At 58.9% G+C, this 18,393-nt stretch carries 16 protein-coding genes; 4 read left to right on the plus strand and 12 right to left on the minus strand.

All coding sequences use genetic code 11. From position 1 onward, the window contains the following. Positions 1–1,093 precede the first annotated feature (1,093 nt). The 7 genes from NGM68_RS00200 to NGM68_RS00225 form a co-directional block, all read right to left on the minus strand. Complete coding sequence (locus NGM68_RS00200) at positions 1,094–1,543, minus strand: hypothetical protein (protein WP_252699657.1); 450 nt, start codon at positions 1,541–1,543, stop codon at positions 1,094–1,096. Positions 1,544–1,900: 357 nt separating this feature from the next. Then, positions 1,901–3,445 (minus strand): S8 family peptidase, encoded by a 1,545-nt coding sequence (locus tag NGM68_RS00205; RefSeq protein ID WP_252699658.1) that lies wholly within the window; start codon positions 3,443–3,445, stop codon positions 1,901–1,903. A gap of 417 nt (positions 3,446–3,862) precedes the next feature. After that, complete coding sequence (gene ddfA / locus NGM68_RS00210) at positions 3,863–4,123, minus strand: DdfA family disk-determining factor (RefSeq protein WP_252699659.1); 261 nt, start codon at positions 4,121–4,123, stop codon at positions 3,863–3,865. An 80-nt stretch (positions 4,124–4,203) separates the two neighbouring features. Beyond that, on the minus strand, positions 4,204–4,692 hold the full coding sequence (locus NGM68_RS00215) for an Lrp/AsnC family transcriptional regulator (protein WP_252699660.1): 489 nt from the start codon (positions 4,690–4,692) through the stop codon (positions 4,204–4,206). 243 nt (positions 4,693–4,935) lie between these two features. Continuing rightward, entirely contained in the window at positions 4,936–6,171 is a 1,236-nt protein-coding gene (locus NGM68_RS00220; protein WP_252699661.1) for an RNA-guided endonuclease InsQ/TnpB family protein, read from the minus strand. Next, on the minus strand, positions 6,172–6,306 hold the full coding sequence (locus tag NGM68_RS18140; protein ID WP_256469914.1) for a hypothetical protein: 135 nt from the start codon (positions 6,304–6,306) through the stop codon (positions 6,172–6,174). It abuts the gene before it with no gap. A gap of 168 nt (positions 6,307–6,474) precedes the next feature. Continuing rightward, the gene (locus NGM68_RS00225) at positions 6,475–8,319 is read right to left on the minus strand and encodes an ATP-binding protein (protein WP_311136046.1); all 1,845 of its coding nucleotides are present in this window, start codon (positions 8,317–8,319) and stop codon (positions 6,475–6,477) included. 78 nt (positions 8,320–8,397) lie between these two features. Between NGM68_RS00225 and NGM68_RS00230 the strand changes: the two genes are divergently transcribed. Together NGM68_RS00230 and NGM68_RS00235 are read left to right on the plus strand one after the other, a co-directional pair. After that, complete coding sequence (locus NGM68_RS00230; protein WP_252699663.1) at positions 8,398–8,853, plus strand: hypothetical protein; 456 nt, start codon at positions 8,398–8,400, stop codon at positions 8,851–8,853. A 33-nt stretch (positions 8,854–8,886) separates the two neighbouring features. Continuing rightward, positions 8,887–9,474 (plus strand): DUF7344 domain-containing protein, encoded by a 588-nt coding sequence (locus tag NGM68_RS00235; RefSeq protein WP_425493587.1) that lies wholly within the window; start codon positions 8,887–8,889, stop codon positions 9,472–9,474. Positions 9,475–9,530: 56 nt separating this feature from the next. Here the strand turns inward: NGM68_RS00235 and NGM68_RS00240 are convergent, their stop codons facing one another. From NGM68_RS00240 to NGM68_RS00260, 5 genes are all read right to left on the minus strand, one after another. Next, complete coding sequence (locus tag NGM68_RS00240) at positions 9,531–10,793, minus strand: ABC transporter permease (RefSeq protein WP_252699664.1); 1,263 nt, start codon at positions 10,791–10,793, stop codon at positions 9,531–9,533. Continuing rightward, the gene (locus NGM68_RS00245; protein ID WP_252699665.1) at positions 10,793–12,010 is read right to left on the minus strand and encodes an ABC transporter permease; all 1,218 of its coding nucleotides are present in this window, start codon (positions 12,008–12,010) and stop codon (positions 10,793–10,795) included. The genes NGM68_RS00240 and NGM68_RS00245 overlap by 1 nt, the downstream gene beginning before the upstream one ends. Before the next feature lie 6 nt (positions 12,011–12,016). After that, positions 12,017–12,823 (minus strand): ABC transporter ATP-binding protein, encoded by an 807-nt coding sequence (locus NGM68_RS00250; protein ID WP_252699666.1) that lies wholly within the window; start codon positions 12,821–12,823, stop codon positions 12,017–12,019. 89 nt (positions 12,824–12,912) lie between these two features. Beyond that, the gene (locus NGM68_RS00255; protein WP_252699667.1) at positions 12,913–13,989 is read right to left on the minus strand and encodes a DUF1616 domain-containing protein; all 1,077 of its coding nucleotides are present in this window, start codon (positions 13,987–13,989) and stop codon (positions 12,913–12,915) included. Positions 13,990–14,125: 136 nt separating this feature from the next. Then, positions 14,126–16,252 (minus strand): hypothetical protein, encoded by a 2,127-nt coding sequence (locus NGM68_RS00260; protein ID WP_252699668.1) that lies wholly within the window; start codon positions 16,250–16,252, stop codon positions 14,126–14,128. A gap of 128 nt (positions 16,253–16,380) precedes the next feature. Here NGM68_RS00260 and NGM68_RS00265 point away from each other — a divergent pair, with 128 nt between their 5' ends. After that, positions 16,381–17,820 (plus strand): DUF58 domain-containing protein, encoded by a 1,440-nt coding sequence (locus NGM68_RS00265; RefSeq protein WP_311136048.1) that lies wholly within the window; start codon positions 16,381–16,383, stop codon positions 17,818–17,820. Further along, positions 17,817–18,392 (plus strand): DUF8163 family membrane protein, encoded by a 576-nt coding sequence (locus NGM68_RS00270; protein ID WP_252699670.1) that lies wholly within the window; start codon positions 17,817–17,819, stop codon positions 18,390–18,392. The genes NGM68_RS00265 and NGM68_RS00270 overlap by 4 nt, the downstream gene beginning before the upstream one ends. Position 18,393: the final 1 nt, after the last annotated feature.

Raw genomic sequence — 18,393 nt, forward strand, 5'->3', positions numbered from 1 at the left:
ATAGATATGAAGCGACGAACCATCCTCACAGGGGTAGGTATTACTGAACACATATGTGATCTAACCGGCCATTTGCGATGACAATGAGTACTGTACATGCTGTAGAGAACGTTGTCGTGAATAGCGCAACTGTAGATGCTGTAGAAAATACCGTGATGCACTCTGGTGATATTTTGGGATATGGGTTTGCTATATGGATACTCTTGTTTATCGGATTCTTGGTTGTCATGGGTGGACTCTTGTTTGTCGGATACTTGTTGGTCATGAAGTTACTAGTCAATGTCATGGTGTGACCTGATAGTCCAGAACAGATTTTACACGAGTTTCGAACTGTAACTTTCTCTTATACTATCTCGCTAGTTTCCTGATCGGTTTCCCTCGTCACAACACCTATGCTAACCTTTCAGATGTCGTGCCACATTCGCGCTGTGAGTTCAGCAGACGTTGGACGAACTACCGAACCGCTGTCAAGAGAGTCGTGCAAGATACAGAGCATATATTTATCACAGTATCTCACTCATTTCCATTTACCAAAGTTAGGTCAATCGCTATATAGGATACGAATAGAAGGGCGAGTTCAATGAGTGCTAGTCTGGAAGCGAGGCCTCGCATCCCACGCTACCGTAAGCTTGATTGACCCCTTTCGCGGCATTCAGTGATTTCCATTCCGAGGCGATAGTCGATTTCTCCAACCCTTCGCTTGGATTCCCATCCTCGGGGCAAGCTTTTGCTTTGTCGGATGAACCCGCCATAACGACTCCTACTCCGGCCATCAGTGCTACCGTCACGAACCCGACAACGATGAGTCGTGTGAACATACACCTTATTAAAAGTCGTAAGGGAAAACGATGTCGGGGACACTAATCCATCGGCCAGTACGTTTCCTATGGTGGGGTAATCACAGATATTGCTACTCGGTCTTCAGTTCGTGCCACATTCGCGCCCTATATCTTGCAGAGATTCAACGAGTTGCCGAACTGCTGTCAGAAGCGGCTTGCAACATTCAGAGGGTGAGTGCAGCACGGTGGCATTGTTTATTTCACACAGTCAGGACGAAACCAACCGCTACATACGCCTGCGTACTGGTCGTTGCTCAGAAGTTACACGTAGCTATCTCTTCTTCTGCAGTGTCCTTCGCTGTGACGAAGCTGTCGGCAACCTCCTCAGTGATCCATAGATCGGCAAATAGACAATCGCCCTCCATCTCGTCCTCGTGAAGTTCGTTTAGCTTCGCCATTTGTAACTCGTTGAATCCACTAATCACGTAGTAGAGGTCGTAGTCCGCTGGCTCGGATGACCACGTAGGCTCGATCCACACCCCATCGTTCCCAGCAATTTCACTGGTCTCGTGATACACGGACTTGCTGCCCCTCTCGATCAAAATATCGACCGTGTGTGCCACCTCTGTTGTATTGGCAATTCGAAGGCTACCGAGACGAATACCCGACTGAGAAGTGCCGGACAAACGTTCCATACAGCCAGCAGTCACCGAAATTCCAAGAGCAGCAAGGAGTTTTCGCCGAGTTACCATCGAGTGATTCACACTCGGTACGATACAGGTATTTGACGTAAACTTTCTGTAGAAGACGGTGTGTTAATTGCCTGTACTGAGCGTTCGGCCCCCCCGCGTTGATCTGATCGCACTCTGAGTCGTGCGAGATTCGCGCCTTCTATTCAGCAAACTCTGTCCAAACTCCCACACCGCTGTCAATCGAGGTCTGCTGGATACAGAGAATGGATGTTGCAAACTCGACTGGAACCATAAATAAATTGATATATTATAATTGATGAATAAAACGCGCATATGTATCATATCGACCTGCCAGTTTGGTACTTCGTCGATGAGTCGGGAAAGGCCGATTCTCAATCTGAAAAGCTGGAATAGGTCGGAGCGTTCTGGTTATCCCTTGACTCGTTCTAAAGTGGTCAAGGCATTGATCTGACCGGCGCCAAGTTCGGGATCGCTTCTGCCAGCGGCTCTATCGGCACCCTGCTTAATTTCGTTTACCACGCGTCGCGGTTGCATATCCGGTTCAAGCTCACGAACGAGGGCGACGAGCCCGGCGATATGCGGTGCCGCGAATGATGTACCCCCTTCCCATTCATACGTATGTAAATCCAACTCGGGAATGTACATCGTTGAAATAATTCCGTTGAGGGGAAATGGGTATTCACCTGTGGTACACGGGAAACATTCCGAGATAAAATCCTCGTTTACTACCGGGATCGGGAACACCGCGTCGGGAAAGGCGAAGCACACTTCTGTCTCTATCCCCGCTTCAGGAAATTCCCGCTCGTCCGGCTCGATGAACTCCACGAAAGGGCCATCCGGGAAGTCAGGGTCAACTGGTTCGAACTGCTCGATATATTCGGCGTATCCACAATAACTCTTGACTGGGTCTGCCATCCCACCGCCGGGAGCAGCGACATCGATCACGTTCGTCCCATAATTCGAATAAAACGTGAGTGAGCCATCGGCTCCCGTCGCACTCGCAGCTATGGTACCTGCCATACTGGCTCCAAAAACAACCAGTCCACCTCGCTGTAGGTTTGTAGCGGAGTTCCCCGCGGCATATACAACGACCGTACCGTCTCTGACGGCATGGTTGGCGACACGCTCATCGGCCGCCCTGAGACCCCCTGCATTCACCTGGGGCGGGAGCGGTATCGTCCCGAGACTGAGGTTTGCGACATCGGCTCCAATCTCTGCTGCATACGCGGTTGCGAGCAGGACATCCACGAATGTGGTCGTCCCTTCCGGCGTGAACACCCGAATCGATACGAGTTCCGCATCCGGGGCAGTACCGAGGATACCATTCCCTTGCGCAGCAGCGATCCCGGCAACCATCGTTCCATGACTAAAAAACACATCGACCGGCTCTCCAACATCGATTCGATCCCCGTCAATGAAGGCCACACTCTCGCGTTCGTTTAGAGTCCCGAGATCGGGATGTCCCGGTTGAATGCCGGTATCGATGATAGCAATCTTCGTACCCGACCCGGTTGCGATATCGTGGGCCTCCGGGATACCGATGTGTGGCTTCTCCCACTGAAAGTCCCATAACATCGGTAATGTCTCGCCCCAACTACCGCTTACTGATGATTCGAAATCAAGTTCAATACCGCTCGTGACAGTCTCCTGAAGCTCCATGGTGAAGTCTAAAGCGACGTCCTGAACGCCGTCGACATCTTCGAGCACATTTTGCTCGTCTTCGGGTCCGACCACGATTAATACTGTATCGCCTGCGAGCGAGTGGGTGACTTCGAAGTCTGCATTCTCGATTTGCCTCGCAATGCCGCGATTCGAGAGAACGATATACCGTTGCAATCCACTTTTGGCTTTAGCGATCCCTGCAAACGACACCCCTCCGCCAAGGAACATGCCGCCTGCTGCCGCTTTCAATACGTTTCTTCGCTTTACGTTTTGCCTGTATGTTCGTGTCATGGGTACTCCCCCCCCCCACGTTTGTAGAAGACAAGCCACCTATCAGGGGGTAGTAATTTCCCTTCTACTGATTGTGTGGGGTGGTACCAATACACGAATATATTCTATAGTTATTGTCTTGTTACCACAGTATTACAGATTCCAAACCATTTATCCGATTCAATGGTGCAACAGCTAAGGGCTATACTCATCACCATTCATAAGTGTTCTGACCAGTTTGACAAGAACCGATTGCAACATTCGCGCCCTGTATGCAGCAGGCCCTGACCAAACTTCCCCAGTGCTGTCAGAAAACTTGTGAGCGACTCAGAGGATATGCTGCATAGCGGTATAGTGACCAGTGCGACAGTTCAGGGAAGCGACTCATGCCGTTGACCAAAAACTAGTACGTCAGACGAGAGGGAGTTCCTTCCCACTCTATTCGTTTCGTTCTTCGACGGTTACGTAGCCGTCACCGCATACTGTGACTTCGTATCCATTGTATGAGAAGGTCACTTCTCCTTCCATTCGACTCTCCATTGACGTGGGGGCAAAGACTTGATCCAAGGCATCAGGGTCGATTACGTCGTACAACGGGGGAGAAAGTTCCAACGGGTCAACTCCTTCCGCTTCGGCCACTGCTTCAACTACCGACTGACTAGTACTGATCCGTGCTGTTTCAGTCTGTACTTGACTCATTAACCCTTGATAGTCTCCACCTCTTCTTAAATATGTTGGCGAACGGATAATTACCAGCGCGGCTTAAGTATAGCTGGGAATTATCCAGTATCATCCTCGCTCGTGTACTTCTTTCCAAAGTGGTTATACGGCTGGGTGCGGGTTTGCTTCATCAGCGTTGTGCGCCCTATGTCAACACCGATGGAGTTCAGTTCGATCAGTGCCTGTTTCACTTCCTCCCGATTGCGACCGACCAGTTCGATTAACACATTTCTATCGTTCGTCAACATCTCGTGGACAGTCACGACACCAGAAACGTGCATAACCTCGTCCACGATCTCCCCTTGCACTTCGAGTGGAACCGTCGCATCAAGGAGGAAATGATGATTCAACCCGGTCTTCTCGTAGTTGATGGTTGGGTAATACCCCGTAATGACGCCGCGCTCTTCGAGCTTGTTGATGCGGTTGCCGACCGTGCTGGAGGAAACGCCGATACTCTCACTAATGTCGGCTGTGGTGCTTGTTCGGGCGTTCTGCTGGAGGAGATACAGAATGCCCTTATCAACGTTGTCGAGTTCATCAGAAACCATCGCTCTACTGTACAAGCCGCACTCAGAAGTGGCTTTCCACAGTAAACACCACGCCGATAGTTTCGGTTGCCGGAGTGGGGTTCCCGTCTGTACTGAGCAGTATGTCTATTGTCTGTGCCGACTCGAACTGTCTGAATTTGGAAGTCACTCCGTGCCACATTCGCGCCCTGTTTGCAGCAGGCTCTGACCAAACCATCGAGAAGTCGTCAAAAGTGGCGTGCAACATGTGAACGCGCCCCGCGGTCAAGCCGCGGGGCTTCCTGCTTCCACGACGTGCTTTGCATCCACTCGCCCCGAATGACGAGTGAACGCAGGGAGCACAGTCTGCACAGGCGTTGATTCGGACCGTCCCGACCCTACATGAAGAGAATTGAGTCCTCTGTTGAGGATGTTCTTTGCCGCGTTCAAGTCGCGGTTCTCGGTGTGACCACACGACGGACACGAATGTTCGCGAACCCACAGCGGCTTGCTCGTTTCGACGCCACACTCGTTGCACTTTTTCGTCGTGCCGCGAGCATCGACCCGGACGACATGCGTTCCGTGCAAGTCGCCCTTGTATTCGAGCAGGTCGAGAAAGCGCGACCATGCCGCGTCCTGTTTGTTTTTCGCCGACTGTGAGGTTTCGAGCATCGGCTTCACCTCGAGGTCTTCGACCGCCACCACGTCGTATTCCCGAACGAGCCACGTCGAGAGCTTGTGCTGAAAGTCGAGTATCTTCCACCGGATTCGACGCTTCGCTTTGGCGACCTTCCGGCGTTGTTCCTCCCAGTTCGCCGATCCGCGTTGCTTGCGGTCGAGCGACCGTTGCTCTTTGGCGTAGTGGTCGTATTCTTCGGCGAGGTCCAAGCACTTGACAGAGAGGTCGTCGGACGTATGGATGTACGACTGAATCCCGAGGTCCACGCCAATACAGTCGGTGGAGTCGATCTCGTCCGGGTTCGGTTTCTCCGGTGTTTCGACTTCGACCACAAGACAGGCGAACCAGTCGCCGGTTCGTTCCTTCTTGAGAATCGCCCGCTTGACGTTCTCGGTGTCTGGAATGTCACGGTGTGCTCGAATCGGTATCTCGCCGATTTTCGAGAGAGTAAGTGTACCGAAGTCGTGGCCCGCCGTATGATTGACGTTGAAGCCTTCTGACTGGTACGCTACCGACCGCACTTCGCCCGAACCTTGCCATTTGAGCCGTCCGGTCTTCCGACCGTTCTTCCGGTGCTCTTCGAGCACCTTCAAATCTTTCTGGATCTGGCTCACCGTCTGTTGGGCGGCATGGGCTGATACGTCCGCGAATATCGACCACCGCCGTTTCCACTCGGTGAGCTTGCGGTGTTGGTCGTAGGCGCTCGGACGGTCGTTCCGGGAGGCGCGGTAGTAGTCGCGGACGGCGTGATTGCGGATCTGTCGGTGGATGTTGATGTGCCGCCACACTTCGCTCGCGGTATCGTCGTCGAGATACGCACGGAAGCGAAGCGTGAGATCCATTTATTCCAACCCGGATCGAATAAGGTCGCCGTAGGCACGAGGCATCCGTAGCCCGTGTTCGTCGGCGTACTCTTTGGCACGCTGGATGTCCTCGTCGGTGAGGTCCACCCGCAAGTGCCGTTCGGTCATAGCCATTACACTCTGTGTTAGCAACTCTGTTGGCATAACTGTTCCGTTTCCTGTTCATGATTGGTCCACCTTACGCGATTCACCCTCGGGGTCAAGCCCCGAGGCACTCTCGCTGTGCTTTCTGTAGAGTATGGGATCAGCGAAGGGTTCGATTGTCACTCAGACCCGGGTCGATTACACGTAATCGGGCGCTTGAGGCAGCGTGAACGAGAACGTCGACCCGGATCCGGGTTCGGACTCGACCCAGATCTCGCCGCCGTGGCGCTCGACGATTCGTTCACAGAGGGCCAGGCCGATCCCCGTTCCCGAAACGTCATTGGCCGACCCAGCTCGCTCGAAAATGTTGAAAATCCGGTCTTGATCCTCGGCCTCGATACCGATTCCCTCATCGCGAACTGAGACGATCCACGTCTCCCCGTTTCGCTCGGCCGAAACGTGAACCCGAGGTGAGCTATCACCGCTATACTCGAGCGCGTTCGACACCAGGTTCTGAAAGACCTGATGCAGTTGGTGCTCGTCCCCCTCGACGGTTGGCAGCGAGGAGCTCGTCATGGTAGCCTCGTGTTCGTCGATTCGAACGTGCAGAGCCGTTCGAACGTCCTCGAGAACGCCCTCCAGATCGACCGGTGAAAACTCTTCACCCTTGGTTTCCACCCGGGAGTACTGGAGCAGACTCTCGATCATCGATCGCATTCGATCGGCACCGTCGACGGCGTACTCGAGGAACTCCTCGCCGTCCTCGTCGAGTCGGTTCCCGTAGCGCCGTTCGATCAGCTGGAGGTAACTCGAGACCATCCGAAGCGGCTCCTGCAGGTCGTGTGAGGCGGCGTAGGCGAACTGTTCCAGACGTTCGTTTGATTCCTCGAGTTTCCGTTTGTACTCGTTTCGCTTGGTGATGTCGACTGCGACGAGCATCCCTGCGAACACGTCGCCGTCGTCGTCCCTGACGGGAACGATGTGTACGTTCCAGATGCGATCGAGAAACGAGACATCCGTCTCGGTCGACTCCCCCTCGAAGACGGCTCGGAACGCCGGCTCGAGGTCGGCCACGAGATCATCGGGGTAGAGGTCGTGGATCGTCGTCCCCTCGAGGTCATCGACAGGTAGATCGATCTCCTCGAGGATTTGCCCGTCTGCAAACGTATACCGAAGGTCTTCGGTGAACATAGTGATCGCCCCGCTTGGGAAGCTCTCGACAAGCGTCCGGTAGCGCTGCTCGCTCTCTTCTAGTTTGCGCTGGTACGCTTTTCGCTCGGTGACATCCCGGAGCACTCCGATCCGCTTCTCACCACCGCTTTCGTCCAGAAGGACGAACCGGTTCTCGACCGTTCGGGTCTCGTTCGGGCCAGCCGCTATCGTCTCCTCGAACAACGGAAGTTCATCCGGCGTCGCACGCTTCCATTGTTCGGCCTCAGTTGATACGAACTCATCGCCGAACACCGTCGAGGCGTGTTGACCCAATAACTCCGAGCGGGAAAACGTGGTCAGACCGACAAACGACTCGTTGACGAGTTCGAACCGTCGCTCCTCGTCGAGGACGTAGATACCATCGTGAGCCGTTTCGACGACCGTTTCGTACTGCTCGAGCTGCTGGTTGCGAGTTTCGACTTCGTATGTTCGCGTTCTCGCTTGCCCGTCGTTGATGCCCACCGCGAAGCCCGCAACGCTGGCGAGTGCAGTCAAGATCGGTGGCGCCCTCGTGGAAACACTTTCTCCGGGCTGGAGGTGGTAAACCACGAGGATGCAGGTCATTACGCCGAATCCGGCGAGACACCAGCGAGCGATGTGCGGATAGAAGTCGGGATCGATATCGGTGCTTGCGAGCCAATACGCACCATATACGAGGAGGAATCCCGGCACACCTATCATCAAAGTAATGATGAGAATATTCACAGCTGGTTCGCCTTGCCCACTCGCGAGAACTGCGCGGCCGACGGCAAAGACGACGAATAGGCTACCGAGGAGGCCGATGACGCGTCTCGAACCAGCAGCAGACAGCAGGCGTCCACGAGGTAGCATTAGCTCCTTTTTGAGGGGAGTCCATTATGGATCTTCCGTTGGGTCACCCTTTTTCAGCGTCTGTATGGACGTCCCCGTATGGGTTCTTCCGACGATCGAGACGACGAGACGACTGACTCCGACCGTGACTGCGATGCCCTCCCACCCACGCTGAACGACGCCGAACAGGATGCCCTCCACGAATTCCAGCTGGCGATCGAACACGTCTACCGGGGGTACGGCGCACTCCTCGAGTTCCATCACGAGATCGGCGGCGCGATGGGGAAGATGGACGAGGCCGAATCGCTCCTCAGAGAGGCGAGCCACGAGGAGTGGGCGAACGAACTTCGAGACGACCATCTTCCGGCCGGGGCGATCGACGACCGCTGGACGTACGAGCTGGTCGACGAGTTCTCCCAGGGGTTTTTGGAGGACGTCACGGCCTTCGAGGCAGCCGTCCGCGAGGAACTCGCCGACGGCCACCCACACGTCACCGAGCGGGCTCAGCAACGACGGTGGCGCGAGCGGGCCGATGGCTGGTCATCTGACCAATAGATTTATCAGGCAGCTGTAGTATATTCGGCACTAATGGGGGCTGCAGACGAGGTGTCCTTGGGGGGACACAAGCCAGTGGGGACAACGGAGCACTCAGGGCTCTCAGAAGACGAACTCTTTCAACTCTTAGCTAACCAACGCCGACGACACATCCTCCTGGCGCTCATACGCGAGGGGAAACCACTCGATATCGGTATACTCTCTCAGGAGATCGCCGCCTGGGAAGACGGCAACGAACTCGAGGAGGTCTCGAGCAAGGATCGAAAGCGGGTCTACACCGCGTTGCAGCAGTCGCATCTGCCGAAGATGGACAAGGTGGGCGTACTCGAGTACGACAGGGACAGGGGGATGGTCGAGCCGACATCGACACTCGAGGACGTCGAACACTACCTGGGTTCTGTTCGCGGTCGCGAACTGCCCTGGAGTGACTACTTTCTGGGCGTGACGGTGCTGGTTGCGATCGTCCTCGGTGGGGTCGCACTCGAATTGGCCCCGTTCACGCTCTTGCCGTCGTTCGTCTGGAGCGTCTTCGTCGTGGTCGTCCTCGCCGTCTTGGCAGTTACCCACCGGTACTACCTTCGACAGAGCCGACCGGAAATTGCCAGTGAGTGGTCGAGATAGCTCACTCGTGAACCGACACAAAGCACTCAGCCTCGCTGCTGTGGCCGTTGCTGTACTCACAATCCTTCGAGCGCCGGTTCCCGCCCGAGTCGCCAGCCGGCGATCGTGGCAGCGACCGTTCCGATGCCGACGGCGATCACCAGGCCGGCCAGAGACACCCACGGGGCCGTCTGTACCAGGTTATCGAAGCCGACGACGATCCCAGCTCCGTGATTTAGCAGGGCGACAGCGGGCGGGGTGAGGACGACCCCGAGCAATCCGCCGAGGAGGCCTATCGTGAACCCCTGTGCCACGATGGTGACGAGCAACAGCGAGGATGAGACCCCGATCGCTCTGAGGGCGGCGAACTCGTGACGCTGTTGATAGACCACGAGTGAGAGGAGGGTCAACGTGAGTGCGATTCCGGCTCCGATCGCGAGCACCACCAGCGTCCCACCGGCTGCGAGGACGAGCACTTGTTCCTGTAAGACGGCCTCGAGTTGCTCCTGACTGGTTCTGATGTCGACCTCGGGGTGGGCGGTCTCGAGGTCGCGTTGGACGGCCCCGGTGTCGGCGTCGTCCTCGAGGGTGATCGTGATGAACGTCGCCGGTTCGAACGTTGTTTCGCCGGTCGCAGCGTGCAGTTCACCGAGGGGCATCGTGACGGTGGGCGTCCCGAGCATCCGCTCAAAGGTAGGTGAGATGCCGACGACGGTGACTTCCGTATTTCGTGCCGTGGCGAGCGAGCCCCCGACATAGAGCGTATCACCGATCCCGATATCGAGCATCCGGGCGGTTTCGGCGTCGATGAGGACCTCGTTGGTTCGCTCTCCGTCGTAGGTGCCGTTCGCGTAGTACTGATCGCCGGTGAGCGCTTCGCCTTCGCTGATGGTAATCGCTGGGCCACCGCCGGGGACACCAGTGGCGACAAACGTCCGGAACTCCTCGTCATCTTCTCTTGCGACGTATACCGTCTCGAACGCGAGTGGAACTGCGTTTTTGACGCCGTCGTGGCGTTCCATCTCGGCTGCGACGGAACGGGAGTCATACAAGCTATTCTCGAAGCCACCACCCCCACCGGAGGTGAGTCGTGTCTCCCCTGCAGTGACCCACAGGTCACGATCGGCGGCATCGAACTGCTGGGTTCCGGTCTCGACGACGCCCAGGCCCGTCCCGGCAAGCAACGTCACGGCCAGAACGGCGAGGGCGACACCCACAACCGCGAGTCCGAGTCGTAAGCGATGGTGGCGAAGCTGTGTGCCCGTAAGCACGAGGCTGGCACGGAGGCGAGTACCCCACCTGCTCGTTTTCGATCTCGAGTGGGCCTGTCGAGACGACATCAGGGAACACCCCGTGAGAGCCGGTGTGTGAGCACGAGGAGAAACGGCACCGACACGATGCCGATCACGAGGGCCACGAGGAGGCCATACCCAACGAGGAAGGGGTGAAGATAGGCAATCGGCGCACTGGTCAGCAGTGTCAACGCCAGTTCATTGACGAGGGCTGCGGCGACCAATCCACCGACCCCACCGAGGAGGCCGCCGAGTGCCGTCGTAATGAGCGTCTGGACGGTTATCAAGCGCAGCTGACTCCCCGTCGAAATACCGAGTGCGGCGAGCGTCGCGAGCTGTCGGCGTTCGGCAACTAGTTCCAGCCCCATCGTCGCGACGACGAAGAGCGTGCCGACTCCGATGGCGACGACGAGCGCGGCCACCGATAGCGCGAGTGGAAGATCGGATCCCATCGTCTCACTCGCGGTCATCTCGGCTCGAGTGAGGACAGCCGACTGTGGATACACCTGCTCGAGGTCGTCTTTGACGGTCGGTGCGTTCGTGCCGACGACGAACTGATCGGCCAGGTCGTGTTCACCGCCACCGGTGAGTGCCTGCAGTTCGCTCAACTGTACCAGGGCAATCGGGAACGTGGCCGACCCAGGGGCTCGACTCTCGCCGACGGTAACGACCGTGAAGCCGTCCGTTCCCCCCACGGTGACGGTGTCGTTTGTGTCGACGTCGAGATGTGTGGCCGCACTCTTCGAGAGGATAACTTCACCCGTCCAGTTGTCCGTGTCTGTGTAGTACGGGTCGTTCGCGGTGAGGGCTTCGGCATCGAGCCCGGCAACCGTTCCGATGCCCGGCGATGAGATGACGCCGACGACCAACACGTACTCCGATCGATCGCCGTGTTCGATCCGAACCACGTCCGTGACGATGGGGGAGACGTACTCGATCTCCGGGTGGTGTTCGAGTTCGGCCGCCGTCTCGTGGGCACCGCCAAAGGCGGGCCTATCGGTGGCGATCAACGGCGAGCTCCCGCCATCGCTCTCGGGAACGATCCAGTAATCGACGTCGTCGTCGTACACCGTGGTGCTCGTTGCCAGGCCGACGCCGATGGCAGTGACGACGACGAGTAAGCTGATCGCGACGGCAACCCCGAGGATGCTGAAGAGAACGCGTTGGCGGGCTGTATATGTCGCTCGAGAAACGGTTTGCCGACAGGCTACCGCAATCAGCCCCCTCCATCGTATGAGCCATGACCGGAGTTTTGAGCGAAGCAATGGACGTCACTCCCGCTCCATCGGAGCCACTGATTCTGCCGCTCCGTCGCGTGGCACGTCGGTCTCGGCGCTGATTCGCCCGTCACGCAACCGAACGTTCCGATCGGCGATTTCGAGCGTTTCGTGGTCGTGAGAGGCGATAACGACGGCTCGCTCCTGGCCAATGCGTTCGAATTCGTTAAGGACGCGTCGCCCCGTCTCCGAATCGAGCTCGCCGGTCGGTTCATCGGCAACCACGAGCGCAGGGTCAGTCACGAGTGCGCGAGCGATCGACACGCGCTGTTGTTCGCCGCCACTCAACTCTCCTGGCCGGTGGGTGAGCCGGTCTTCGAGACCGACGCGCTCGAGGAGCGCTGTTGCCCGACGTTTGCGCTCCCCGGCTGGAACGCCGAGTTCGACCAGTGGGAGCCCGACGTTCGCCCGGGCAGACAGCGAGTCGACCAGATGGAAGTGTTGGAAGACGATTCCGACGTGCTCGAGCCGAAGACGGGTACGTTGCTTGCGAGAGAGTGCTGTGAGATCTTCACCTTGGAGCGTGACCGTCCCCTCGTCGGGACGCTCGAGACCGGCGAGATGGTGGAGCAACGTCGACTTCCCGCTCCCGCTTGGCCCACTGATTGCGACGATTTCGCCCGGGTATACCGAGAGGGAGACATCCTCGAGGGCGGTGACGACCGGGGGTTCGCCACGACCGAGCAGACTGCCGACGTACCCGGGCCGCTTCCCGCGAGTGTAGCGTTTTGTGATGGTATCCGCTCGGACAGTTGGTGGCGCCGTCTCGTCACCAGCTGTACTGTCGGATCCGCGAGCCATTGACGAACGGTAACGCTAAACCCAAATAACAGTCACGGTTCCGTAGCATTTCCAGCAGCTTCGGTCGGGGTGGCCACCTCCCAGAGCGATCACTCCTCGTCGGCCTCGAGGACGTCGACCCACAGGTGGACGGAGTACTCCGTGTCGTCGGCCGATGGCTCCGCAGGGACGTCACCGTCGGGAAAGAGCAGCCACATGATGCGGACGTCCTCACCGACGATCGTCGGCTCGAACTCGTGGGTATGGTGCCATGACTCGTTGTGTGCCAGTTGCGGGTGGAAGCGAGTGAGCTCTCGCTGTTCGGTGACGATCGTTTCGTTGCCGTCGGTTTCGACCGTTTGCTCGAGGGCAACGACCGTGTACTCGACCGTCCGATGCTCGTGGTTATCGACCCCGAGGACGATCTCGGCGCTCTCTCCGTGGACGACCTCCGTGGGGTAGTTCGCGGCGACGAGTTCGCCGTCGTCGTCTTCGGTTAGGATGTACACCGCCGAGAATTGCTCACCCTGTGGGGGGACGAGAATCGCAAAGGCGACGGTACTGATCGCGAGGACGATCGAGAGAACTAACAGCACGTTCAACACGCCGTCGAGGCGTGTCTCGGGCTCGAACAGTTCGCTGCGCCCGGCTCGATACCACGCCCGATAGGGGACGGCGAACCGTTCGTCAGCGGGAAGCTGCCAACGTCGCCACGCCCCGACGGCCGTCGAAACCAGGACGAACCCGGTGACGGCGACCATGATCGGCGTCAACCGAATCCCCCACGGCGTGAAGTTGAGGGCGAGGCCGATGAGCGGCACGATGGCGATACTAAGTCCGAACGACAGGGCAACGCGCTCGATGCCGTCGATTCCATCCCGGCTGGTCGCGTCGAGGAGGCCGGTGCTTTCGGGGGCGTCGGGATCGGATTCCGTAGCGGAGGCCTCGTCGGTCGACTCGGTTGGTGGCGCTCCTGCTTCCGGAAAGAGCGCGGCGATGAAGACGTAGCCCGGAACGAACAGGACGAATGCCAGGCCGAGCGGGACGCGAAGTGGCGTTTCCCGGATGACGGGCGCAAACACGGCGACGTTGACCAGCGCGGTCACGACGAGCATGGCTGCGAGATCCGCCGGGAGGCGCCGAACCGGCTCGGGGAGGAGCAACCAGAGCGACCGTCGATCGACCATTCACTCCCTAGTGAGCAAGTGGGCGATAAAAGTCGGTCGATCAGCGAACGCCGACGCTCGGGCCCTGGCCGGACTCGCGTGACCCTCGGGTTGGTGGTGACCAGTACGGTGGTCGCACTGATGCCTCCGCGACCGATCAATCGTCTCCGGGCATCCCCGACTGCGTCGATAGTTCATCGGGTGTACACAGCCGTCGCGCACACTCGAGTGCCCGCGTTGCCTCCCCTGACGAGACGGTCTCGGGCGTGTACGCAGCTCGCTCGTAGGTTTCGGTCATGGTCTGGAGGGCGTCGCGCTCCTCCGCTCGCTCGTCGCCTCCGTATCGCGTAAAGAACTCCCAGTGGGTGAGCGACCGTCCGTCGTCGGGTCGACCGATCCCTCGTCGAACGGCTGCGTAGCTGGCTCTGACGGCGGCGTCCGTCCGGCCGTTCGAGAGTCGCTGGCTTGCTTCGCTGAGCAATGTTGGAACGATCGATGGCTGCGTCGGTGTCTCCGCCGGGACGTCTTCGTCGCCTGGGCGTTCGGGAGACTCCTCGGTAGTGTCTGAGGACTCGCGCCGGCGCCACCAGAACCCGAGGACGAGGAGGGTGATCAACAGGGCACCGCCGATGGCCGCGATCCACGTGAGGAACGGGGTTCCAGGCTCCCCAACCGAGGGTAGTGCACTCCCAGTGAGCGGGACAACGCTCTCAGCGCTCGCCCCGGCCAGGTTCGTCTCTGCCCCATCGAAGACGGCGACGACCGTGGCGTCGTCATCGCCGTTGTCTGGAAGCGGAACCGCCCCCGACAGGTCGCCGTCAGCACCCGTCGTCACCGTCTCCACGGCTTCACCGTCGATCTGAATCGTGACCGGCTGTCCGTCGATCGGATCGCCGTCGACCGTTTCGAGCGTTCCCTCGAACTCGAGCGTCTCGTTGGTGTGCTCGGCGTCGATCGTGAGCACCGTCTCGGTCTCGGTCACTGTCACGGTCGTTTCGGCCGTCGCGCTGGTGAGTGCCTGCTCTTCCAGGGCGAGGGCGAGACGGAGTGGCTGCTCACCGTCGACTACCGCTGCTGGAACGCGAATGTCGTCGTCTACCGTGCCGTTTTCGACGGTGAGTTCACCGAGTGCGTGGCCACCGAGGGTGACGACAACCGGCGCGTCGTCGACGGGCTCCCCATCGGCCAGAACGCTGGCACTAACCGAGAGATTCTCGCCGTAGGCGACGTTCTCACTCGTCTCGAGGGAGTCGATCTCGGGCTCGACCTGGTCGATCGAGACGTTCAGCTCCGCACTGCTCCCGAAGTACGTCGAGGTGGCGTCGGGGTCGTACTCGACGGTGACTGACTCCGTCGAGAGGGGCGTTGTCGGTGCTGGTCGGTACGTAAATTCGAACGTCCCCTCCTCGTCTGTCTCCACCGACTGTGGCTCTCCATCAACGATCAGTCGAATTTCCTGGTTGGCGATCACGGAGTCATCGGCTGTTTCGAGTGTCCCGGTCGCCGAGAGTGGATCGAGATACGAGACGGTCTCGTTGTCGGCTTCGACGCTGAGACTGGTCTGAACGAACGTCTCTACGATGACCGTCTCGACCTCGTCTTGGACGCGTGTATTGGTCTCGTTAATGGACGTGTCGGCATCTGAGAGATCGGTCTCGGTCTCAAACTGGATGATCTCGTAATTGTGGCGAATGTCGTCACTCAAGGTGGCAATGTTCTCAGCGAGTATCGAAAGCTCTCGAGCCAGTTCTCTGGCTCGATCCTCGTCGCCGGCCGATTTGGCCTCCTCGTACTCCGCTTTGGTCTCCTCATAGGTCTCGAGGCGATCGGCGAGTTCGTCTTGCTGGTCGGCGGCTTCCTCGTAGGCTTCAGCCGTGGTTTTCTCGTCATCGTCCTCATCGTCGCTGTCTTCGTCCGTCTCGCCGGCGACTTCGACGTACTGGTCGAACCGATCGCGATACTCGTCGCCGACGAAGTCCTTGGCGAACTCGTACTCGCCTTCGCTTATCGATATCGCGCTATCCCCCAATCGCTCCGCGAGGTAGTTCTCGAGCCAGCTGCCGGCCCCGCTCCCGTCTTCACCGTACTCGTCGGGGTTCTGGTGGCGAGCGGTGTCGTTCCCTTCCTCCTCGTTCTCCTCGGTTATCGCGACGGTGGCCAGATCAGATGCCGTCGCCCCGGATGCCGAGTCGGTTGGGGCAGCAATCGCTCCACCACCCGCGGCGAGCGGGAGCACGCACAGTAGAACTGCAATGAGGAGGATACGGCCAGCGGGGACGTTCACAGGTGAAAATTCTTCGGGAAAGCCAAAAGTCTGTCTGCTCGGCTGACTGCTCGGCACACCAATCAATAGGTTCAACAGGCCGTCGAAAAAATCAGAGAGATATGCGACCAACGCGTCGATCGTGGGCAGTGGGCGGTCTCATACTGCTTCTCGCGATCCTCGCCGTCGTCTTCGCCCGCCCGACGATGCTCGTGGGAGCGGTGGTGATCGGCGCGTGGCTCTGTACGCGACAGTATCTCTTCTTTCGTGAACTCACAACGGTGGTCGAGTCCCTGTCGGTCAGCCAGAATCCCGCAGTGACGGGGCTCCGGACGAACGAATCGACGACAGTCACGATGGAAGCCACCCTCGACCAGCCCGCCTCGCTGTCGCTGTCGCTGTCGCTCGAGGCGGGGCTGCCCGTGAGTGCGTCTTCTGATCAGCCACTCGACCTGTTTCTCGAGTCAGGCGCGACCACGACCCAGGCGATGGCCGACGTCAGTTGGCCGGTCGCCGGTCGCCACACCTTTTCAGAGGCGACGCTGACGGCGAGTGACGGGCTGTTTACCGAGGCGCTCGAGATCGGGTCGACACCCACAGTCACGGTCGAACCGCGTGGCCCTCGCTCGATACACGTTGGTTCTGGTGGTGATCGCGTACCGATCCGGCAGGGTCATCACCAGACCGGACGAACCGGATCCGGACTCGTCCCCGCCGAAATTCGCGAGTACGTCCCTGGTGAAACCACTGTCCGGATCGACTGGAAGGCCACTGCTCGGTTGATGAAACCCCATGTCCGCAAGTTCGAGGCCGAGACGGATCGCCTCACCTTCATGTTTGTCGACCATTCGAGCACGCTCGCCGTGGGGGCACCTGGGGAGACCCAACTTGACTACCTTCGAGAGATTGCCCTCATTACGGCGTCGAGTGCCAATCACCTCGACGATCCGATTGGGCTGTGGACGGTCGACGACGATGGCATCACCTCCCAGTTCGGTGCGACGACCGGATCGATACACCGGCTTCGGCGACGGCTCTTCGACCTCGAGCCAGCGGGTGATGAACGGGGGACAGCCGGTGACGATACAGGCAGTGGTCTCGCCCCCCACGGCTATCGAGGGGGTGGAGCAATTGACCTGCGCACTCTGGCTCGGCGTGTCCTGACGGCGGAGTCGGACTCGATGACTGAGACGCTCGCTCCGTTTTATGAAACTTATCGCACAGCCGACCGATTCACAGGCGACGACGAGCCACTGCCGACAGCCGTCCGCACCGTCCTGAGCCGACATCGCGCTCGTGCCTGGGTCGTCCTGTTGACGAACGATTCCAACCCGGCGGCACTCCAGCGAACGGTACGGCTGGCTCGCGAAGCCAATAGCGACGTTCTGGTGTTTCTCGCGCCGACGGTGCTGTATGAGCCGAGCGGGCTCTCCGACCTCGAGGAAGCCTACGAACGCTACCTCGAGTTCGAAGACCTCCGCCGGCAACTCGATCGCATGGAGGGGGTTACGGCCCTCGAAGTCACACCGAGCGACAAGTTGACGAGCGTTCTTGCCGTGGGTCGCACCCGACGAGGTGAGCACCCGTGAGGAGCGCACTCCCTGATACACACCTCGAGGCACGGACGCTTTTAGGCGAACGGATCCGTGACTACTGGCTGGAAGCCCTCGCCTGTCTACTGATCGTCGCCGTCTTCACCCTCGTGGGCGGCCCTGTCGGCTTCCTCATGGGGGTCGTGACCGTCGCTGCCTGGGTTGTGCTCGGGACGCCGTACGCGCTCGCGATCGGTCACGTCGGCATTGTCCTGACATTCACGACCGGTATCGACCCGGCCACACTCATCGCGCTCGAGGTCGGGTTCGTGATGTTGCTCATCGCACCGTTGGTTCGGGCCCGTGTCCGACTGCGGGCAGCAGCGATCTCGATCGGGGTCGTCGTCAGTGGGGCCGGTCTCCTGTGGCTCACGCTCGAGGCGGCTGCGCTCTGGCTCGTCGCCGTGGTGGTCGTTGGATTCCTCGCCGTGGTGAGTTACGCCATCCACCGTCTCGAACTCGTCACCCTCGGGCTCGTGGCCGACTCCGGTCTCGAGCACGACGACGGGAGTGGGGATGGTGTGGCCCTCAACGAGGACGGCAGTACAACCCGGAGTGAAAAGACATGAG

Source organism: Natronosalvus vescus, from assembly GCF_023973145.1.
GTDB lineage: Archaea > Halobacteriota > Halobacteria > Halobacteriales > Natrialbaceae > Natronosalvus > Natronosalvus vescus.

Coding starts and splice junctions, on each gene's coding strand:
- NGM68_RS00215 (WP_252699660.1), bottom strand. CDS start 4,692: ATGGTTTCTGATGAACTCGACAACGTTGATAAGGGCATTCTGTATCTC.
- NGM68_RS00240 (WP_252699664.1), bottom strand. CDS start 10,793: ATGTCGTCTCGACAGGCCCACTCGAGATCGAAAACGAGCAGGTGGGGT.
- NGM68_RS00250 (WP_252699666.1), bottom strand. CDS start 12,823: ATGGCTCGCGGATCCGACAGTACAGCTGGTGACGAGACGGCGCCACCA.
- NGM68_RS00225 (WP_311136046.1), bottom strand. CDS start 8,319: ATGCTACCTCGTGGACGCCTGCTGTCTGCTGCTGGTTCGAGACGCGTC.
- NGM68_RS18140 (WP_256469914.1), bottom strand. CDS start 6,306: ATGGCTATGACCGAACGGCACTTGCGGGTGGACCTCACCGACGAGGAC.
- NGM68_RS00220 (WP_252699661.1), bottom strand. CDS start 6,171: ATGGATCTCACGCTTCGCTTCCGTGCGTATCTCGACGACGATACCGCG.
- NGM68_RS00255 (WP_252699667.1), bottom strand. CDS start 13,989: ATGGTCGATCGACGGTCGCTCTGGTTGCTCCTCCCCGAGCCGGTTCGG.
- NGM68_RS00205 (WP_252699658.1), bottom strand. CDS start 3,445: ATGACACGAACATACAGGCAAAACGTAAAGCGAAGAAACGTATTGAAA.
- ddfA (WP_252699659.1), bottom strand. CDS start 4,123: ATGAGTCAAGTACAGACTGAAACAGCACGGATCAGTACTAGTCAGTCG.
- NGM68_RS00230 (WP_252699663.1), top strand. CDS start 8,398: ATGGGTTCTTCCGACGATCGAGACGACGAGACGACTGACTCCGACCGT.
- NGM68_RS00235 (WP_425493587.1), top strand. CDS start 8,887: ATGGGGGCTGCAGACGAGGTGTCCTTGGGGGGACACAAGCCAGTGGGG.